This window comes from Enterobacter sp. IF2SW-B1, assembly GCF_001743375.1.
GTDB lineage: Bacteria > Pseudomonadota > Gammaproteobacteria > Enterobacterales > Enterobacteriaceae > Enterobacter > Enterobacter bugandensis.
This window is the reverse complement of the sequence record NZ_MJAA01000002.1, coordinates 462924-481446: the sequence shown is the minus strand read 5'-3', so window position 1 is coordinate 481446 and position 18523 is coordinate 462924. Positions and strand designations below refer to the sequence as shown.

Here is an 18523-nt window from a genome sequence, read left to right as displayed (position 1 = left end):
TTTGCCGGCGTCGTTCATAGGGAGTCAAATATCGCGCTCAGCCCGCTTCGGCGTTCCGTGCGGGTGGCAATCGCCTGTACCAGCACCCGTTCATCGGTATACAGCGACAGGCGCTGACGCGCGCGCGTAATGGCGGTATAGATCAGCTCGCGAGTAACGACAGGGGAAAGCTGTGTGGGCAGGATAAGTGCCGCATGGTTAAACTCAGAACCCTGGGATTTATGCACCGTCATCGCCCAGGCAGTTTCATGCTCGGGCAAACGGCTCGGCTGGAAGGACTTCACGCTACCGTCCGGCATCTGGAACCAGACGCGGAGCCCCTGCCCGCGATCGAGCGCAATCCCGATATCCCCGTTAAACAACCCCAGCGCGCTGTCGTTGCGGGAGATCATCACCGGCCGGCCTTCATACCAGCGCGAGTGCGGAGTACGGTTGATTTTACGCTTTTGAGCCAGCAGCTGTTCCAGCCTGTCGTTCAGGCCGCTGACGCCAAAGGGCCCTTCCCTCAGTGCGCAGAGCAGCTGGTATTCGCCAAACGCGGCAATGACCTGCTCCGGCGTGCTTTGCTGCTGTACGCCCGTCAGAAAATGTTGGTACCCCAGCAGGGCGTCATCCAGCATCGCCTGATACTCTTCCCCGGTTTGCAGCGATTTTTTCTCTATATCGGTAAAGGTACCGTCAAATACCGCACAGGTAGCGTGCCGGTCGCCCCGGTTCACCGCCGCCGCAAGCTGACCAATGCCGGAGTCGCTGCCAAAACGGTAGCTTTTTTGCAGCAGACACAGGCTGTCGCGCAGCGCCCCCGCAAGTAAATGGTTTTCAGCCGCGAGCGAACATCCGGTCAGGCGCGCCAGCTCCTCAGCGCGTTCAGCGGTATACCCCAGGCTGGCATAGGTGCAGATATCGCCCAGCACGGCCCCGGCCTCCACGGAGGCAAGCTGATCGCGGTCGCCGAGGAAAATGACGCGCGCGTGCGGCGGCAACGCATCAATCAAACGCGACATCATCGTCAGGTCAATCATCGATGCTTCATCCACCACCAGCACGTCCAGATGCAGCGGGTTACCGGCATGGTAGCGCAGACGCTGGCTACCCGGCTGCGCACCGAGCAAGCGGTGCAGCGTGCTGGCTTCGTTAGGGAAAAGCGCAAGCCGCTCCCCGGTGAGCGGCAGTTTTTGCAGCGCGCCGCCTAACGACTCCGTCAGACGTGCAGCCGCTTTACCGGTGGGTGCCGCCAGGCGGATACGACACTTTTGCTCACCCGATAACTGAATCAGCGCGGCAAGCAGCTTAGCCACGGTGGTCGTTTTACCGGTGCCCGGCCCGCCCGAAATCACCGATATCCGCCGCGTTAACGCCACTGCTGCCGCCACTTTCTGCCAGTCTGTCTCGTCGTCAGAGGTAAACAGCGTATCCAGCGTTTGCCGGAGCAGTGCTTCATCGCACGGGAGCGGAGCATTGGTCTCGCTGAAAAAGCGCGCCACCGTCAGTTCGTTACGCCACAGCCGGTTCAGATACAAACGTTCACCCGTCAAAATCATTGGCGTACCGGTATCGGCGCTGCTGACGGCGGGAGAGCGGAGTAATATTTCTTGCCAGTCCACTGCCTCACCCAGAAGCGCGAAACACGCCTGTAAAGCCGGCGGCATTTTCTCATCCACCACCAGACGTGAAAGCGGCAGACAGACATGCCCTTCTCCCGCATCTTTACTCAGGATCGCCGCGGCAAGCATGACGGCAGGCTCTTCGCCCGCCACCATCATGGCAAATTGTACGTCCAGGTGGCGAAGTGCACGTTGTTCAATTGCGTCCAGCAGTAGCGCCTGCATCGTCATGCTACTTCCTCCGAGCTTGCAGCAAACAGGTTATCCATCTTTTCAATCAACTCCGCAGCCGGGCGGGTGCTGAAGATACCCGAACGCGGGTCGTTAGCATCCACGCCGCGCAGAAACAGGTAAATGACGCCGCCAAAATGATCTTCATAGCGATAATCGGCCATGCGATGGCGCAGGTAACGGTGCAGCGCCAGGGTGTAAAGCTGATACTGCAGATCGTAGCGATGCATTTGCATCGCTGAGGCCATCGCCTGCTGGGTATAAGCTTCGCTGTTTGCTCCAAGCCAGTTCGATTTGTAATCCAACAGGTAGTAGCGCCCTTCATGGCGGAAAACCAGGTCGATAAAGCCTTTCAGCATCCCCTGCACCTGGCGGAAATTCAGCGGCGGACACCCGGCGGATAACGGATCGTACTCGCGGATCAGCGCATCAAGCGCCTCGGCCCTGAGCGGGCTGGCGATGGGGAGGTAAAACTCCATCTCCACCTGCTTATCTTTGGCGGTCAACTGGCTCAGCGAGATCCCCTGCGCCGTGAGCGGCGCGTGCAGAACAGCGCGGATCCATTCAGTGAGAACAGGCTGCCACTGTGCGTCGTAGCCGCCGCTCTGTAACATCTTCAGCACCCACTCTTCTGATACCGGTTGGGTAAAATCCAGCTCTTCAAACAGGCTGTGCAAAAACGTGCCCGGCGAGGCGCCGCGCGGAAACTGATGCGGCGTGAGCGCCGGCTCGACGGGCACGCTCCCGGCCCCAGCGGCATCCACGTCCAGTTTTGGCATCAGATCCTGCGCAATACTCTGTCCGTGCTGCTGTAAACCGGAGTAACTGGTAACGCGCCAGTCGTCAGCGATTGTGCGAGCCACCTCGCGGGCATGCAGCGCTGACTCTCCCTGCTCCGGCGTCTGCCAGCGGCTGCTGTCGGGCTGGGAGGGAATATGCAGGGCAACATGCTCTGAGCAAAGTGATTCGATGCACTGGCGCAGCCCTGCGGCATCTTTAGGCTCGCCGCGCTGAATAAGCCGCCCCAGCGCGCTCAGATGAAAATCACTCTCGCCGCTCTTTTCGCCACGGCGCCGGAACAGCGGCGCGACGCCCAGGGAACAGTGCCAGACCGAACGGGTCAGCGCCACATATAGCAGGCGCAGGTCTTCCGCGAGACGCTCGGCTTCGGCCAGCTCGACGCTGGACTCCGCATTGCTGAGGTCGAGTACCGCTTCGAACGACTCGCGATCGTGGTAAAAAGCCTGGTCCTGCACGCGATAATTAGCGATAAACGGCAGCCAGACCAGCGGATACTCCAGGCCTTTCGACTTGTGAATGGTGACGATCTGCACCAGATGTTTATCGCTCTCGAGGCGCATCTGCTGGCTGGAAGAATTGCTGTTAGGGTCGGCAATCTGCTGGGCCAGCCAGCGCACCAGAGCATGCTCGCTCTCCAGCTGCGTACCCGCTTCCTGGAGCAGCTCGCTGATGTGCAAAATATCGGTCAGACGGCGCTCGCCGCCCGCTGTCGCCAGCATGTTTTCCGCAATGTGACGATGTGCCATGAGCTCGCGCACCATCGCCATCACGCCGCGCTTCTGCCATTTTTCACGGTAGCGCACAAACTCTTCTACCACGGCATCCCACGCGGATTCGTCAGTATTAAGCGCATCAATGTCACGCGCGTTCAGCCCGAGCATCGCGCTCGCTAAGGCGCTGCGGAGCGTGCTTTCACGCTCCGGGGCCAGCACAGCCTGCAGCAGCCATAGCATCTCGAGGGCTTCCAGCGTTTCAAAAACGCTGTCGCGGTTGGAGAGGTAGACGGACGGTATATTCAATAGCGTCAGGGCGTCGCGGATAAGCGCGGCCTCCTGACGGCTGCGCACCAGCACCGTGATATCAGATGCCTTTACCGGGGCTGGTTTATCCTCCTTCCACAGCAGCGCATCGCCGCGCGCGCCTGCGCTGAGCCAGTCCCTAATTTGCGCCGCACAGTGCTGGGCCATAGCATTTTGATAGTCCGCGACGCCCCAGCCTTCCCCGTCAAGTAGCCAGAAGTTCATGGCTGGCTGAGTTTCGCCATTAACCTCGAAGCGCAACGCGGTATTTTTAGGGGCGAACTTGACCGGCTGGAAAGGGATCTCCCGGAACATAAACGCCGTATCCATGCGGCTGAAGAGCGCATTGACGCTTTCCACCATGCCGGGAGAAGAGCGCCAATTGGTGTCGAGCGTGTAGTGCGCATCAACCTCGCTGCGGGCTTTCATGTAGGTGAAAATATCCGCACCGCGGAAGGCGTAAATGGCCTGCTTAGGATCGCCGATTAACAACAGCGCGGTGCCGGGCTGCTGGCGCCAGATACGGCGGAAAATGCGGTACTGCTGTGGGTCGGTGTCCTGAAATTCGTCAATCATTGCCACCGGGAAGCGGGTGCGAATCGCAGCGGCAAGCGCTTCGCCATTTTCACTGCACAGCGCCGCATCAAGTCGGCTCAGCATATCGTCGAACCCCAGCTCGCCCCGGCGACGCTTTTCACGCGCGACGGCGTCGCGGATCTCCGTCATGGCGCGAGTGATCATCAGATCGTTGAGCGTCAGGGGCTCCGCCAGCAGGGTTTCAATCGCCAGAAACAGGGGATGTTCAGGCACGATGCCGTCGGCTTTGGTCCGCTCAACCAGGAAACGCCGGGAGAATTTCTCCAGCGCATCCGGGAGCTGGTAACCGCGCGTCTCTTCCTGCGCCCACGCGCTGATCTTCTCGATCCATTTGCCCTGGTTGCCGCGATTGAATTTACGTCGATCGATCCCGGAATTCTCGATGATCGCGTCAATCTCACCGACTGACTCAATCCATTTTTGTTTGATGTCGGCAATTTTAGCGATGATTTTTTCATGGCGTGAGGCCAGGGTTTCATCCGCCGGGGGCGGAGATTTGATGACCGGCGCTTCCCCCTGAAGATAACGATCGATGGCGCGCAACAGTGCTTCGGGCCCCTTCCACAACGCATGTACCGCTTCCGCAATATCCCGCTGTAACGGATAGCAGTGGCGACGCCAGAAATCCGCGCAGGCCTGATAGCGAAGCACGGATTCATCTTCAATAAGCTGCTGCTCAAACAGCATGCCGGATTCAAACGCATTCAGGCTCAGCATGCGCTGGCAAAAACCGTGAATGGTGAAGACGGACGCTTCGTCCATCTGCCTTTCTGCGAGGAGCAGCCACTGGGCTGCCTGTTGCTTATCGGCAATCTCTTTCAGAAGGCTCGCGTAAAGAGGGTTATCCGTGCTCTGGCGCAGACAGGCGATGCGCAGTTCGTGGATATTGGTCCGAATACGGCCGCGCAGCTCAGCGGTGGCGGCCTCGGTAAAGGTAACGACCAGCAGCTCTTCAACGCTCAAAGGACGAGGAAAAGCGGCGTTACCGCCAAGGCCTAACAGCAGGCGCAGATAGAGCGCGGCGATGGTGAAGGTTTTTCCCGTTCCCGCTGAGGCTTCAATCAATCGTTCACCCTGCAGAGGTAAACGTAAGGGATCAAGGGACTCAGCGGTATCGGTCATTCTTTCTTACTCCAGGGCATAGATTGCTGCAACGCGCTGACGCTCTTCCAGACTTTCCAGCCTTTCGGGTTCACGTAGTCCGTTTTCCCGTTCTGGCTACCGGAAACCTGAGACAGGATAGTGATGCCCTGCGGCTTAATCACGGCCTGATGGAAGAAATCGGCAGCCTTCTGCGGCGTCAGCTGTTTTATCTCGGCCACTACTTTATCACGCGAATCAAATTTCAGATTACCGCGATCGAAATCTTTGCTCAGCTGTGACGCCTCTTCGCCCAGCGTCTGCGGCGGCTGCATCACCTGCGCGATGACGGCCTGCTGGATCTGAGCAAACTCTTCCGGCTTCATGGCCCGCAGTTTTGCTTCCACCTGCGGGAAGAACGCCTGATAGCGGCGCCAGAGATAGGCCGGCTGTTTGTCGCTGCTTTGCAGCAGGAAGCCCAGCCCCCATTGACGCCCCACGTTCATTGAGAAAGCAAATACCGCATAGCCAAGCTGCTCTTCTGTGCGCAGCTGGTTATAGAACCACGGCTGAATAATCTGACCCAGAACGGCGCTCTGCGCAGAGCTTGCGAATTCATCATAGCCCGTTGGCACAAACACCGCGGCCAGCGCGGAATCGGTGCTGCTCCCCGCTTTTTCAAAGATCACATTCTGTTTTTTCTCAACCAGCACGTCCTGGTTACGGCACCACTCGTCCCCTTTCGAACCGAGCTGCGTGCGAACATTTTCTGCCAGCGTTTTGGCCTGATCTTCGCTCATGTTGCCGACGATAAGAAACTCCGGGCGCGTGTTGGTTTTTAGCGAGTCACGGTAAGCCAGCACCTCTTTTAATGAGATTGATGGCAGCAAGGCACGGCGTTCTTCACGCTGGAAATAAGGTATTTGCGACAGCATTTGTGCCGGCATAAGCGCCTGATCGTAAGCTTTGCCCTTTTCTGCAGAATCCATCATCTGCGCATACCAGGATTTAGCCTGCTCAAGCTGCTCTTCCGTTGGCGTATAGCTGAAGTACCCCTCGAGCAGTGCCTTGAAAAGCTGAGGCAGACGCTGAGTATAGCCATTTGCATTAAGCATCAAACCGTTGTTGGCGTTGGTGGAGAAACTGATCCCGCCCACGGCCGCCTGGTTGCTGAGCTGATCGAGCGCGATACCGGCCAGATAGTCATTGAGCGCGAACATCACCTGATTTTTGGCGCTGTTCATCGCTTTCGGGTTACGCAGGACCACGCTGACATCGGCCTTTGGCTCGCTCGCAAAATAACGGCTTGGGGTATACACCACGCGCAGCGTCGGTTCATCAATAATGAGCTCCGGGTGCGGATAATCCTTAGTCGTTTTGATCAGCGAGAAATCATCCGGGATATAGGGGTTCAGCTCCGGCAGCTTCAACGCAATCTCACCGGCCTTCTTCTGCCAGTCGGCGAAGGTCTGGTCGCTGATTTTGTCGACCTGATAAGGGGCATCAACAAAGTATGCCGTCTTGTTATGCGGTTCGTTCGGGCTGATGTACCAGATGCGGGCATTTTGCGGCGTCATCATCGCCAGGCGCGCTTTTACCGCCTCGGCATCATAACGATCGGCAATATTGACCGCGTCGAGCGTGTGCGCCACCGGCACGCGGATCATGGTATCCGCCAGCCACTCCACGTAATCCATATCGCGGGTAATGGACGGGTAACGGAAATCGAGATCCAGCACGTGCGCGAGTTCATCAAAATAGCGCTTATCGACGCCTTTCTCGCGCAGTAAAGAGAGGTAGCTAAAGATAGCCGCCACCACTTCATCACGGTTGGCCTGACCTTTGTCGGTCAGGGTGGCGGAGATCGCCAGCACGCCGCTGTTGCCGTTTACCACGGGATCGGAATCGGCGCGGATCCCTTCCACCAGCCCCTGTTTTTGCAGCCAGTCAGATAAGGTTCCCGGGCTGCGGTTACCAATCAGGTAGGTCACCAGCTCGTCGGTTTTACTGCGAAACTGGGCTGTGTTGTTATCAATGCGGAACTCAACGCGCAGCACTTTGCGGGGCATGGCAGGGACGTAGTGGATGACGATCCCTTTTTGCGCGTCCGTGACAACCGGTACGTCTATCTTCGGCAGGTCAATATTTTTATTCGGCACCCGGCCAAACGTTTGTGCAGCCAGTCCGGCAAGCTCCGGCAACGGTTTGTTGCTGTAAATAACCGCCTTCATCAGGTTGGCGGAGTAGTATTTGTCACGAAACGCATGCAGGGCGTCAATGACCGGGCTTCCCGGTTTATCGCTCAGCGTCTCCATGTTACCGCCCGAGAAACGTGAGCCCGGATGCGCCGGGTTGATGGTCTCGGCGCTGACCTGCGCCATACGCATACCGTCCCGGGTACGGGCCATGGTCAGCTCCGCATTGACGGCATTGCGCTCGCGGTCGGCGTATTTTTTATCCAGCAGCGGCGCGGCGATAGCATCAGCAAGACGATCAACCGCCCCTGCCAGCGCGTCATTTTCGACTTCGAGATAAAAGGCCGTGCGGTACGGTGCCGTGCTGGCGTTGTGGCTGCCGCCGTGCATTTTCAGGAATTCAGAAAGGCTATCCGGCTGCGGATATTTTTTAGAGCCCATCAGCGTCATGTGTTCGAGGTAATGCGCCAGCCCCGGATGCGCCTCAGGATCTTCCAGCGATCCAACCGGCACCACTAACGCCGAGAGGGATTTCACCGCCTGCGGATCGGAAACCAGCAGCACGGTCATACCGTTATCGAGGCGGATAGCCTGATACTGACGGGTATCTTTTTCGCTCTTACGGATAGTTTCCTGAACGGGTTGCCAACCGGAGTCTGCCTGAGTGACGGGAGCCCAAAGGGCGACAAACAAAACAAACGCTTTGAACAAGGTGCTGCCTGGCATTACGACCTCTTTATCACGGCTATCCCGTCATACTTCAAGTTGCATGTGCGTCGGCTGCATGCGTTCACCCCAGTCACTTACTCATGTAAGCTCCCGGAGATTCACGCCCTTGCCGCCTTCCTTCAACTCGAATTATTTAGGGCAAACATCATTAACAAACTGCGTGCTGGACACGCCAACATCTCTTTATTTAGGTACATCAGTCCGTGATAAGAAGTGCATCATAAATGAACACCCCATGCTGCGCAATTTTTATACAGCGCTCAGGACTGATTAAACTTAAACAACGGTAACAGGTAGCGCTGTGCCTCTTCCGTAATAGCCTCGAAGTATTCTGGTTCAAGCGTTCGCCATAGACGTTGATACCAGACATCCTCACCTTCACCGCGTACCATCATGTTTCCTTCATAGGCCTGCATAAATTTACTGCGCGCTTTCTGCAGCGAAGCCTCATCCGTTAACATCGCATCATTCTGCGCGTCATAACAGGCTTTTATCCACGCACCGCCACTTTCGGGCAGTAACAGGAGGGGTTTGTTCATTCCCTGAAGATAGCCCTCAATATACAAGGACAGATAGCGTAACGCCTGTTCTGCCTCCATGGGTGGGAAGCGCCATTCGCCCTCTTTGCGCACGAAGATCCGGCTTTCACCTTTATTCCCACCCGCACTGTAGACAAGATGTTCCAGCCAGAGTTGCAATCCTTGTGAAACGCTGAGCAGAGAAGGCCGCCAGCGCAGTAGCCCATCCGGCTGAACCTGGGTTAGCCAGCCCGTGAGCTGTATGCCCTTGCAGCTGAGATCGATTTCGATGCTGTGTCCGGGCTGGCGGTGCTCCCTGACGCGCTCCGCCAGAGCGGTCATCTCCTGGCACTGCGCCTCCCAGACGATTTCCCCAAACGCACCGTAAGGTAGTTGTCCTGCGGCACGGTAGCGGCGGTAAAGTTTGTCTGCATCTTCCTCTTCAACCAGCGCATTAAGCAGTTGGAGGTTTAGCTGATAGCGCTCCAGCCCATCCAGAGTAAAGGGTTCTGCATCAGGAATTTCGCTCTCTTCAGAGCGGAAGTTGACCTGTAATCGCTGCTGGAAGAAGGCGCGCACCGGATGCGCCCAAAACCGCTGAAGCTGTTCGAAAGTCAGAGTGTTAATGGGCAGTGGATCAAGCGGCTGAATAAAATCCGTATGGGCTCTCCCCTCTTTTTTCGCTGCTGGCAGCCATTCGCGGGCATAGCTTTGCTGTTCGCTGACAATATAGTTTACCGGGTCAAACGGCATGCGGCTGTGGATACAGGTAATGTGCGCCTTCACCCGCTGCTCGCTTTCATCGCAGTTAAGCGCCTCATCCCCAGCCAGATAGTGGCTCTGGCCGATATAATCCACCAGTTCCTGCACCAGAACGGAGGGGAAGCGCTCGCTGTTGTCCTGAATGGAACGACCGATATAGCTGATATAGAGCTTACTTTGAGCGGAGATGAGCGCTTCAAGGAAGAGATAGCGGTCATCATCACGACGGCTACGGTCACCCCGCTTTGGATCTGCGTTCATCAAATCGAACCCCAGCGGTGCCAGGGCCCGAGGATAAATACCGTCGTTCATGCCGAGCAGGCAGACCACCTTAAAGGGAATTGAGCGCATTGGCATCAGGGTACAGATATTGATGGGGCCTGCCAGGAAACGCTGGCTGATTCGCTCCTGGTCAAGGCGCTGCGTCAACTCATCTCTCAGTAGCGACAAAGGAATCGCTTCGCGATAGTGGGAATTCACGCCCTCGTCAACGATAGCCTGCCACTGCGTTTCAATGAGCGCCATCGCCGCTTCGGTGTCGTTGTCTGGCAGGAAGAAATCATTAAGTAACGCCCTGCACACCGGGAGCCACTCTTCAAGCGGACGCGGCTGCATTAGCTCACGGCGCCAGCGGTTAAGCTGCATCAGCAGAGAAGCTAAATGCCCTACCAGGTCAGCAATCAAACCGCTGGACTCATCGTAAGGCAGCACTTCGTTCCACTCGCCCTGGCTGCTCTCCATGGCGTAGCCCAGCAGCATACGCGTCAGGCCAAACCGCCAGGTATGCTGGCCGGTTGGGGGAAGCTCGAACTCCTGAACGTTATCGTCATCGATGCCCCAGCGAACGCCTGATTCGTTTACCCACTGGCGAAGGTAGCGCAGCCCTTCTTCATTGATGTTGAAGCGGGCTGCCAGCACGGGAACATCCAGTAACGCCAGAACATCTTCGGAGATAAACCGGCTATCCGGCAGTGAAAGCAGGGTGATAAATGCCTGCAATGCCGGGTGCGACTGACGGGCACGACGGTCAGAGATGGCGTAAGGCAGATATCGCTCACCCGTCGCACTGCCGAAGACGGCCTGAATAAAGGGACTGTAGCTGTCGATGTCCGCCACCATCACCACGATATCGCGTGGCGTCAGTTCAGGGTCGTCCTGCAGCATCGCCAGCAGCCGATCGTGAAGCACTTCGACCTCACGCTGCGGGCTATGACAAACATGGATCGTGATACTGCGATCCTCGGCGTCCAGCTTCCGCTTGCTGTCGCTGCGCTCAAACTCTTTCGCCGTCACGCCCATGACGGCGCGGTTCTCCAGATCCAAAATATCTAACTGAATATTATGCAGCAGACTATCCGGGGCGATCTCGACAAAGGCGTCAACGTCACCTTCGCCTGATGACGTAATATCGGAGAGCATGTGAATGTAATCACGCCCCAGCTTCCCCCATGAGGCAAGCAGTGGATTGGGCAGGTTCTGGATGCCGTCTTCATCAAAAAGCTGCCCGGCAGTCGAGCCGTCTTTAAACAGCGGGACGGATCGTTCTTCAAAAAGGCGCTTTCGCTGGCGAGTCACCAGCCGCGCAAGCCAACGTTCGTCGAGGATATCCCCCCAATACTGTCGGCAAGGGTTGGTGAACAAAATATGAATATCGATATGTTTACCCAGCGCATTCAACGCTTTCAGATAAACAGGCGGTAATGCGGATATCCCACAGATAAAAACGCGTGACGGCAGTCGGGCTGGACGCGCCGACGCATTCTCGAGTATTGAGATAAACCGATCGTACAGGTTGGCACGGTGCCACTTAGGCTGCCCAAGTTTCTCCGTATGCTCGACCAGCGCTTTCCAAAGCGGTGCCTGCCATATTTGCGCCTCCGGTAACCCTTCAACCAGTTCGCCCGCTTCCCAGCGAATTAACCAGTCAGAACGGTAAACAAGGTATTGGTCGTAGAGATCGGCGGTGCGCGACGCCAGCTGGAACAGCTTGCGCTTATCGGTATCGTCATTGAGGTAGTGGCGCAGCATGGCGAATTCATCATGCTGGAGCATCTCCGGCAGCAGCGCCATCAGCTTCCAGCCCATGCCCTGCTTGTTGAAGGCGCTCTGCTCGGGGATGTCCGGTAACACGCGAACAAACATCTCCCAGATAAAGCTCGCGGGCAGCGGGAAATCAATATTCGCGGCAATGCCAAACTTACGGGAAAGCGACATTTGCAGCCACTGTGCCATACCGGTGCTCTGCACCAGCACCATTTCAGGCTCAAAAGGATCGTCGAGCCGCTCGCGCTCAACGATAAATTCCATCAGTGCTTCCAGCACATCCAGACGATTTGAGTGGTAGACCCTTAACATAGACGCTCCCGACTACTGGCTAACCGGGCAATGCAGACGCGTTATTTCACCGCGTCGCCCCAGAGGAGAAATAAGTGTAACCGTGATGCTGACACATCCTGCGTGCGTTGTCTGCACCCGACTGGCCTGCCAGCCTGCGGGCAGAACATTTGTTGAGAGCTGAGCCTGATTCCAGGCGTGGTGCCAGAGCTGACGATACTGGTTAAACAGCGTAAACCGCGCCGCCAGCGCCCGATGATAGCCGGCCAGTGCCGTGACGATGATGACCAGCAGCATCATCGCCAGCAGAACCTCAACCATGCTAAATCCTTTTTCTTTGCTTACGGCAGCTGGCATAGCGAACGTTCCTTTAGTGGGCAAAAATCACTCCAGCCGTGAGGCGAAAAGCGAATATTACCGTCAATAATCTCTCCTGAACGCCAGAGCAGCAGGTCGTTGACTCCGGCAATCAGTAAAACAGTGGTCTCACTCAGCCGCCGCAAACACACTTGCCAGGCGGGTGCCTTTTTGCACTGGACTTCAGGAGCGGGTGACCAGCTCTGAACGCGCCCCCACTCAAGCGCTGACTGTACAGAAGCCTGCTGCTGCAGCGAACGGCTCTCACCGCCAACGAGCGCGCTGAACGTTGTCAGCTGCTGGTTAAGGCCGGTGAGGATCAGCGTACCAAGCACCAGTAAAAGTAGAACCAGCGCCAGCGAAGACATACCGCGTTGACGGTTCACAGGTTGTACCCCGTGACCGTATACAAAGCCTGATAAGGCTCTCCTTGATCGCCGTTGCGCAGGGCGGACAGTTCGATATTCAACTCCGGCGCAAACCCGGTGTGTGTTACTTTCCTCACCACAAAATGCGCGATGGCGAGCCTGTCCGGGTTCGTGAGCTTTTCCCATCCCTGACCTTCACACGAGGTTGCCCCACGAAGCGTTTCCAGCGCGCCCGATTCCAGACGAAAACCGGTGCTGTCGTTTTCTGATGCACTGCGATCCCAGCGACCGTTACTGTTGGCATCCCACCGCACAATGACGCAGCTGCCCTGCCTTGCGATCGCCAGCCCTTGCCCCTGGCAGTTCCCCGCACAGTAACCCGCACGCTGAAGCTGTTTGCCGAGAGCAAACAGGCGCTGCCAGACCTCTTCTTCCAGCTCTCTCTGGCCGGATTGCAGTAATACCGCCTGCTGCAATCCGGGTAGAAAGCGCGATGCGCCAATCAACAACAGGCTACTGATGGCCGTAGCAATCAGAACTTCTGTCAGCGAGAAACCGCGTTGTCTCATCGACATGAACCTCCTTGTGAGACCTTACACATTCTGATGCGCCCTCCGTCTGAGACCAGGATAAGCCATTCTCCGGCACGGCTTTGCAGGCGTATCCGCCCTGCCCATGCCGTATCCCTTAACCCATAGAACCCTAATGACGGTGTGACCTCGCTCACCGCGACCTCTGGCCAGAGTGGAATCAGAACAAAGGGGCTGCCTTTCTCACAGCCTTGCACGGGAGAGCTCACCAGACACTCTGTCTCCCCCAACCGCTGAAGGCTAATTTGATGGTCGCGGTTGTAGCGGTTGGCATGGTTGCGCAGAAACACCAGATAGTCGCGCACCTGGCTGGCGGTTTGCCACAGCCGCTGCTGCCGCTGCCAGCTGTCCCAGCCGTACAGACCTGAGGCGCTGAGTATGACAACCAGCGAGACTGCCACCAGCGTTTCGATAAGCGTAAAGCCGTTCTCTTTTTTCATGCGGGAAGTGTGGCGATTCGCCGTGGGCGTGGCGAGCGGTGAATAATGGTTTTACGAGGCGTTATCCGAAGTATCAGGAGAGTTGCAGCGCGTTGCACGTTTTCTGGATAACGCCTCGGAAAATGGAATAAAGACGAAAAAAAACCGGCGCTAAACAGCACCGGTTATGTCACGCTTTACCGCATCAGATAGCGACAGGCGCTTTGATGCCAGGGTACGGGTCGTACCCCTCAATCTCAAAATCATCAAAGCGGTAATCGAAGATCGATTCCGGTTTGCGTTTGATAATCAGCTTCGGCAGCGCGCGCGGTTCACGAGTGAGCTGGAGATGCGTCTGTTCCATATGATTGCTGTAAAGATGGGTGTCCCCACCTGTCCAGACGAAATCACCCACTTCCAGGTCGCACTGCTGCGCCATCATGTGGACTAACAGCGCATAGCTGGCAATGTTAAACGGCAGGCCGAGGAACACGTCACAGGAGCGCTGGTAGAGCTGGCAGGAGAGCTTGCCGTCTGCGACATAGAACTGGAAGAACGCGTGGCACGGAGCCAGCGCCATTTTATCCAGCTCGCCCACGTTCCAGGCGGAAACGATGATTCGGCGCGAGTCCGGATCGTTTTTCAGCTGGTTCATCACGGTGGTGATCTGGTCAATATGGCGGCCATCAGGCGTTGGCCATGCGCGCCACTGCTTGCCGTAAACCGGGCCCAGGTTGCCGTTTTCATCTGCCCATTCGTCCCAGATAGAGACGTTATTTTCGTGCAGATACGCAACGTTGGTGTCGCCTTGCAGGAACCAGAGCAGTTCATGAATGATCGAGCGCAGGTGGCAGCGCTTCGTCGTCACCAGAGGGAAGCCTTCTTGCAGATTGAAGCGCATCTGGTGGCCAAAAATGGAGAGCGTACCGGTACCGGTACGGTCGTTTTTCGGCGTGCCCTCATCGAGCACTTTTTTCATCAATTCAAGATACTGTTTCATGGTTCCTCAGGAAAGTTGTTGCTGTGGACGACGACGATACGCCCAAATCATCATAATGGCACCCGCGACAATCATCGGAATGGAGAGGATCTGCCCCATGCTGATGTACTGTACCCATTCGCCGGTAAACTGCGCATCCGGCTGGCGGAAGAATTCAACGATGATGCGGAACGCGCCATAGCCAATCAGGAACAGTCCGGAAACAGCTCCCATCGGGCGCGGCTTGCGAATAAACAGGTTGAGGATGATAAACAGCACCACGCCTTCCAGCGCCAGTTCATACAGCTGGGACATATGACGCGGCAGCACGCCGTAGGTATCGAAAATGGACTGCCACTCCGGGTGCGACGGCAGCAGCGCGATATCTTCCGCGCGGGAGCCCGGGAAGAGCATCGTGTACGGCACGCTTGGGTCAACGCGGCCCCACAGCTCACCGTTAATAAAGTTGCCCAGACGACCCGCCCCCAGACCAAACGGGATCAGCGGTGCGATAAAATCTGACACCTGGAAGAAGTTGCGTTTGGTGCGTTTGGCAAAAATCACCATCACCAGGATCACCCCAATCAGGCCGCCGTGGAAGGACATGCCGCCGTCCCAGACGCGGAACAGGTAGAGGGGATCGTTTAGGAACACCGGGAAGTTATAGAACAGTACATACCCAATACGGCCACCGAGGAACACGCCGAGGAAGCCCGCGTACAGCAGGTTTTCAACTTCGTTTTTGGTCCAGCCGCTGCCAGGACGGCTGGCGCGACGGCCCGCGAGCCACATGGCAAAAATAAAGCCCACCAGGTACATCAGACCGTACCAGTGAAGCGAAACAGGTCCTACTGAGAAAATGACCGGATCAAACTCCGGAAAATGCAGATAACCACTGTTCATCTGTCACCACAAGATGTTGTTATTCCGCTGAAAGTGGACAGCGGTAGACATGCGATTCTGCCTTAAGCAGAGGCTCCAAAGTTGCGAATCATAGCATAAGGCGGGCGCGGAGGATGCGCCAGAGATGTAAAAGATGTGTATAGGTTTTTGTGCGCACTGGCGCCCTCTCCACAAGGAGAGGACGAAAGACGATTAGCGACCACCGCGGATCAGGCCGCCCATACCGCGCCGCTCCATAAATGCCGCCACCTGGTGACGAACCTCTGCGGCCAGCTGCGCCTCAAGGCTGCGCTCAGCCAGCTCGCGGGCATCATTGATGTCGATATGCCGCAACAAATACTTCACGCGCGCTACTGCGCGGCCGTTCATTGACAGATGACGATACCCCAGACCAATCAGGATCGCGACGCACATTGAGTCTCCGGCCATTTCACCGCACAGGCGGAGATCAATACCGTACTGTTCAGCCTCACGGGCAATCATCGCCAGCGCGCGAATGATCGCCGGGTGCAGGCTATCGTAGATACTGGCGACGCGGGTGTTGTTCCGGTCGACGGCCAGAATATATTGCGTCAGGTCGTTGGTACCGACAGAGATAAAATCAACGCGATTTGCCAGCTGCGGCAGCATAAAGACCATAGATGGCACTTCGAGCATGACGCCGATCCGTGGTTTCGGGATCGCATAGCCAATCATCTCTTCCACTTCACGACCAGCACGTTCGATCAGGCGCCGCGCTTCGTCGATTTCATCTATGCTGGTGACCATCGGCAGCAGGATACTGAGATTGCCCGTCGCGGCGTTGGCGCGCAGCATCGCGCGCACCTGGATCAGGAAGATCTCCGGCTGATCGAGCGTAATGCGGATCCCGCGCCAGCCCAGACACGGGTTCTCTTCGCTGATGGGCATATACGGCAGCTGTTTATCCGCCCCGACATCCAGGGTTCGCAGGGTGACAGGCTTGTCGTTGAACATCTGCAACATCCCCTGATACTGCGCCACCTGCTCCTCTTCGGAGGGGAAACCGCTCTGCAGCATGAAGGGGATTTCAGTGCGGTATAAACCGATCCCGTCGATGCGGCTGCCAAGCTTCTCTTCGTGCTCGGGGCTTAAGCCGGCGTTGAGCATGACTTTGATCCGCTCTCCGCTTTTCAGCTGCGCGGGCAGGTTAACGTCATCTTCCGCCAGCTTGCTTAATTCATTCTCTTCGCTGATGAGACGCTGATATTCCTGGAGCAGAACCGGCTCAGGATCAACCAGCAGTTCACCGCGGTAACCATCAACCACCAGCGTGCGGCGATGCAGCACCGAAGGCTGAATATCCGCCCCCATAACGGTAGGGATACCGAGCGCGCGCACCATAATGGCGGCATGGGAGTTCGCTGCACCATCACGTACGACAACCCCGGCGAGTCTGTCCTGCGGCAGCTCGGCCAGCGTTGTTGCTGAAAGTTCATCGGCCACCAGCACAAACCGTTTTGGCCAGGCATTCGGCCCCTGAATGGTGTCATCGAGGTGGAACAGCAGGCGCTGTCCCAGCGCGCGGAGATCTCCCGCCCGCTCTTTCAGATAACCGTCGGTCAGTGCAGCGAACTGCTCGGCAAATTTTTCGATGACCTTTTTAACCGCCCACTCCGCGACTGCGCCTTTATCAACCTCAGCAAAAAGCTCACGGCGCAGACGCGCGTCGGAAAGCAGGTGCGAGTAGAGGTCGAAGATGGCCGCCGTCTCTTTTTGCGCACCAGCGGCAAAGCGCTTGCTGTAGCGACGGAACTCATTGGCCGCCTCTTCCAGCGCGGCGGTAAGACGCTCGCGCTCCAGCGCTTCATCAAGCGTAGAGGCTTCGTAGACCTGCTCCATCAACGGCAGCGTGGCGTCCATCCAGCCTTCCGCAATCGCCACCCCTGGCGAGGCCGGAAGGGCGCGAATGCGCGTATGGCGGTACTGACCAAAGAGCGCAGCAAGCTGAGACTGAGAGAGGATCGCCGCCATCTGTGTCGCCAGCGTGACGAGGAAGGACTCTTCGCTTTCATCATACTGACGCAGCTCGCGCTGCTGGACGACCAGCACACCGAGTAGCTGACGACGCTGAATAATCGGCACACCCAGAAACGCGCGGAAGCGTTCTTCTTTTACGGAAGGGATGTATTTAAAGCTGGGGTGTTTTTGCGCGTCGGCAAGGTTGATAGGTTCAGCCAGCCGCCCAACCAGACCGACGATACCCTCATCAAATGCGAGCGTTACGGTGCGCCCCCGCGGCTTTTTCAAACCGCGAGTCGCCATCAGGTAATAGCAGCGCCGATCGTGGTCGGCCAGATACACCGAACAGACCTCGGTCTCCATCGCAAGACAGATGTCAGTGACCAGAATATTCAGCGCCTCGTTGAGGCGCGGAGCGCTGGCCACCTTCTCGACTATTTCTCGCAAGCGGGTGAGCATGATTTGCGTAGCTTAACCTCTTTTACGTCGCCAGGCAGGTGCGCTCTGCGGCTTAGGCGGGATCTCCTGAAGCTGCATCACCACACTTGCAAACTCTTTCATCACCCTACGGTAAACATCGCGCTTAAATGACACGACCTGACGAACAGGATACCAATAGCTCACCCAGCGCCAGCCATCGAACTCCGGCGTACTGCTGGTTTGCATATTGATGTCCGAATCGTTGCCCACCAACTGCAGAAGAAACCACTTCTGTTTCTGGCCGATACAAACCGGCTTTGTGTCCCAACGCACCAAACGTTTCGGTAACTTGTAACGCAACCAGTTGCGGGTCGAGGCAAGGATGCGAACATCTTTTCGGCTTAAACCGACCTCTTCAAAAAGCTCCCGGTACATCGCTTGTTCTGGGGACTCTCCCGGATTGATCCCGCCTTGCGGGAACTGCCAGGAGTGCTGACCATATCGACGGGCCCACATGACCTGGCCCTGACGATTACAAATTACTATTCCTACGTTCGGGCGGTAGCCATCGTCATCAATCACCGGACTACCCCAAACTAAACCTTATATATGAATGATTGTTTCACACTACAGTGAG

General features: G+C 56.9%; 12 protein-coding genes. All 12 read right to left on the bottom strand.

What is annotated here, in order from left to right; translation table 11 throughout:
* Positions 1-14: 14 nt before the first annotated feature.
* Positions 15-1835 carry an exodeoxyribonuclease V subunit alpha gene (recD, locus tag A6013_RS06660; protein ID WP_045260899.1) on the bottom strand — a complete coding sequence of 607 codons (1821 nt, stop codon included), beginning with the start codon at positions 1833-1835 and terminating at the stop codon, positions 15-17.
* Entirely contained in the window at positions 1832-5374 is a 3543-nt protein-coding gene (recB, locus tag A6013_RS06655) for an exodeoxyribonuclease V subunit beta (RefSeq protein WP_069732755.1), read from the bottom strand. The genes recD and recB overlap by 4 nt, the downstream gene beginning before the upstream one ends.
* Positions 5371-8253: a pitrilysin gene (gene ptrA, locus A6013_RS06650; RefSeq protein ID WP_069732754.1), complete on the bottom strand. Its 2883-nt coding sequence runs from the start codon at positions 8251-8253 to the stop codon at positions 5371-5373. Before ptrA ends, recB begins: the two co-directional genes overlap by 4 nt.
* Before the next feature lie 263 nt (positions 8254-8516).
* Complete coding sequence (gene recC, locus A6013_RS06645) at positions 8517-11891, bottom strand: exodeoxyribonuclease V subunit gamma (RefSeq protein WP_069732753.1); 3375 nt, start codon at positions 11889-11891, stop codon at positions 8517-8519.
* 12 nt (positions 11892-11903) lie between these two features.
* Entirely contained in the window at positions 11904-12227 is a 324-nt protein-coding gene (locus tag A6013_RS06640) for a prepilin-type N-terminal cleavage/methylation domain-containing protein (protein WP_048960720.1), read from the bottom strand.
* Entirely contained in the window at positions 12212-12613 is a 402-nt protein-coding gene (locus tag A6013_RS06635) for a DUF2509 family protein (RefSeq protein ID WP_048999249.1), read from the bottom strand. Before A6013_RS06635 ends, A6013_RS06640 begins: the two co-directional genes overlap by 16 nt.
* Entirely contained in the window at positions 12610-13170 is a 561-nt protein-coding gene (locus A6013_RS06630; RefSeq protein ID WP_069732752.1) for a prepilin peptidase-dependent protein, read from the bottom strand. Before A6013_RS06630 ends, A6013_RS06635 begins: the two co-directional genes overlap by 4 nt.
* On the bottom strand, positions 13161-13625 hold the full coding sequence (locus A6013_RS06625) for a prepilin peptidase-dependent protein (RefSeq protein ID WP_069732751.1): 465 nt from the start codon (positions 13623-13625) through the stop codon (positions 13161-13163). The genes A6013_RS06630 and A6013_RS06625 overlap by 10 nt, the downstream gene beginning before the upstream one ends.
* A gap of 184 nt (positions 13626-13809) precedes the next feature.
* On the bottom strand, positions 13810-14604 hold the full coding sequence (gene thyA, locus A6013_RS06620) for a thymidylate synthase (RefSeq protein WP_047367463.1): 795 nt from the start codon (positions 14602-14604) through the stop codon (positions 13810-13812).
* A 6-nt stretch (positions 14605-14610) separates the two neighbouring features.
* Positions 14611-15486: a prolipoprotein diacylglyceryl transferase gene (lgt, locus tag A6013_RS06615; RefSeq protein WP_028014284.1), complete on the bottom strand. Its 876-nt coding sequence runs from the start codon at positions 15484-15486 to the stop codon at positions 14611-14613.
* Between the two features lie 192 nt (positions 15487-15678).
* Entirely contained in the window at positions 15679-17925 is a 2247-nt protein-coding gene (ptsP, locus tag A6013_RS06610; RefSeq protein ID WP_028014285.1) for a phosphoenolpyruvate--protein phosphotransferase, read from the bottom strand.
* A gap of 12 nt (positions 17926-17937) precedes the next feature.
* Positions 17938-18468, bottom strand: a complete 531-nt coding sequence (gene rppH / locus A6013_RS06605; protein ID WP_013098553.1) for an RNA pyrophosphohydrolase — start codon at positions 18466-18468, stop codon at positions 17938-17940.
* Positions 18469-18523: the final 55 nt, after the last annotated feature.

Excerpts from the sequence above, each read along its gene's own strand:
- recB (WP_069732755.1), bottom strand. The coding sequence starts at position 5,374 with ATGACCGATACCGCTGAGTCCCTTGATCCCTTACGTTTACCTCTGCAG.
- recD (WP_045260899.1), bottom strand. The coding sequence starts at position 1,835 with ATGACGATGCAGGCGCTACTGCTGGACGCAATTGAACAACGTGCACTT.
- ptsP (WP_028014285.1), bottom strand. The coding sequence starts at position 17,925 with ATGCTCACCCGCTTGCGAGAAATAGTCGAGAAGGTGGCCAGCGCTCCG.
- A6013_RS06640 (WP_048960720.1), bottom strand. The coding sequence starts at position 12,227 with ATGCCAGCTGCCGTAAGCAAAGAAAAAGGATTTAGCATGGTTGAGGTT.
- thyA (WP_047367463.1), bottom strand. The coding sequence starts at position 14,604 with ATGAAACAGTATCTTGAATTGATGAAAAAAGTGCTCGATGAGGGCACG.
- lgt (WP_028014284.1), bottom strand. The coding sequence starts at position 15,486 with ATGAACAGTGGTTATCTGCATTTTCCGGAGTTTGATCCGGTCATTTTC.
- ptrA (WP_069732754.1), bottom strand. The coding sequence starts at position 8,253 with ATGCCAGGCAGCACCTTGTTCAAAGCGTTTGTTTTGTTTGTCGCCCTT.
- A6013_RS06630 (WP_069732752.1), bottom strand. The coding sequence starts at position 13,170 with ATGTCGATGAGACAACGCGGTTTCTCGCTGACAGAAGTTCTGATTGCT.
- recC (WP_069732753.1), bottom strand. The coding sequence starts at position 11,891 with ATGTTAAGGGTCTACCACTCAAATCGTCTGGATGTGCTGGAAGCACTG.
- A6013_RS06625 (WP_069732751.1), bottom strand. The coding sequence starts at position 13,625 with ATGAAAAAAGAGAACGGCTTTACGCTTATCGAAACGCTGGTGGCAGTC.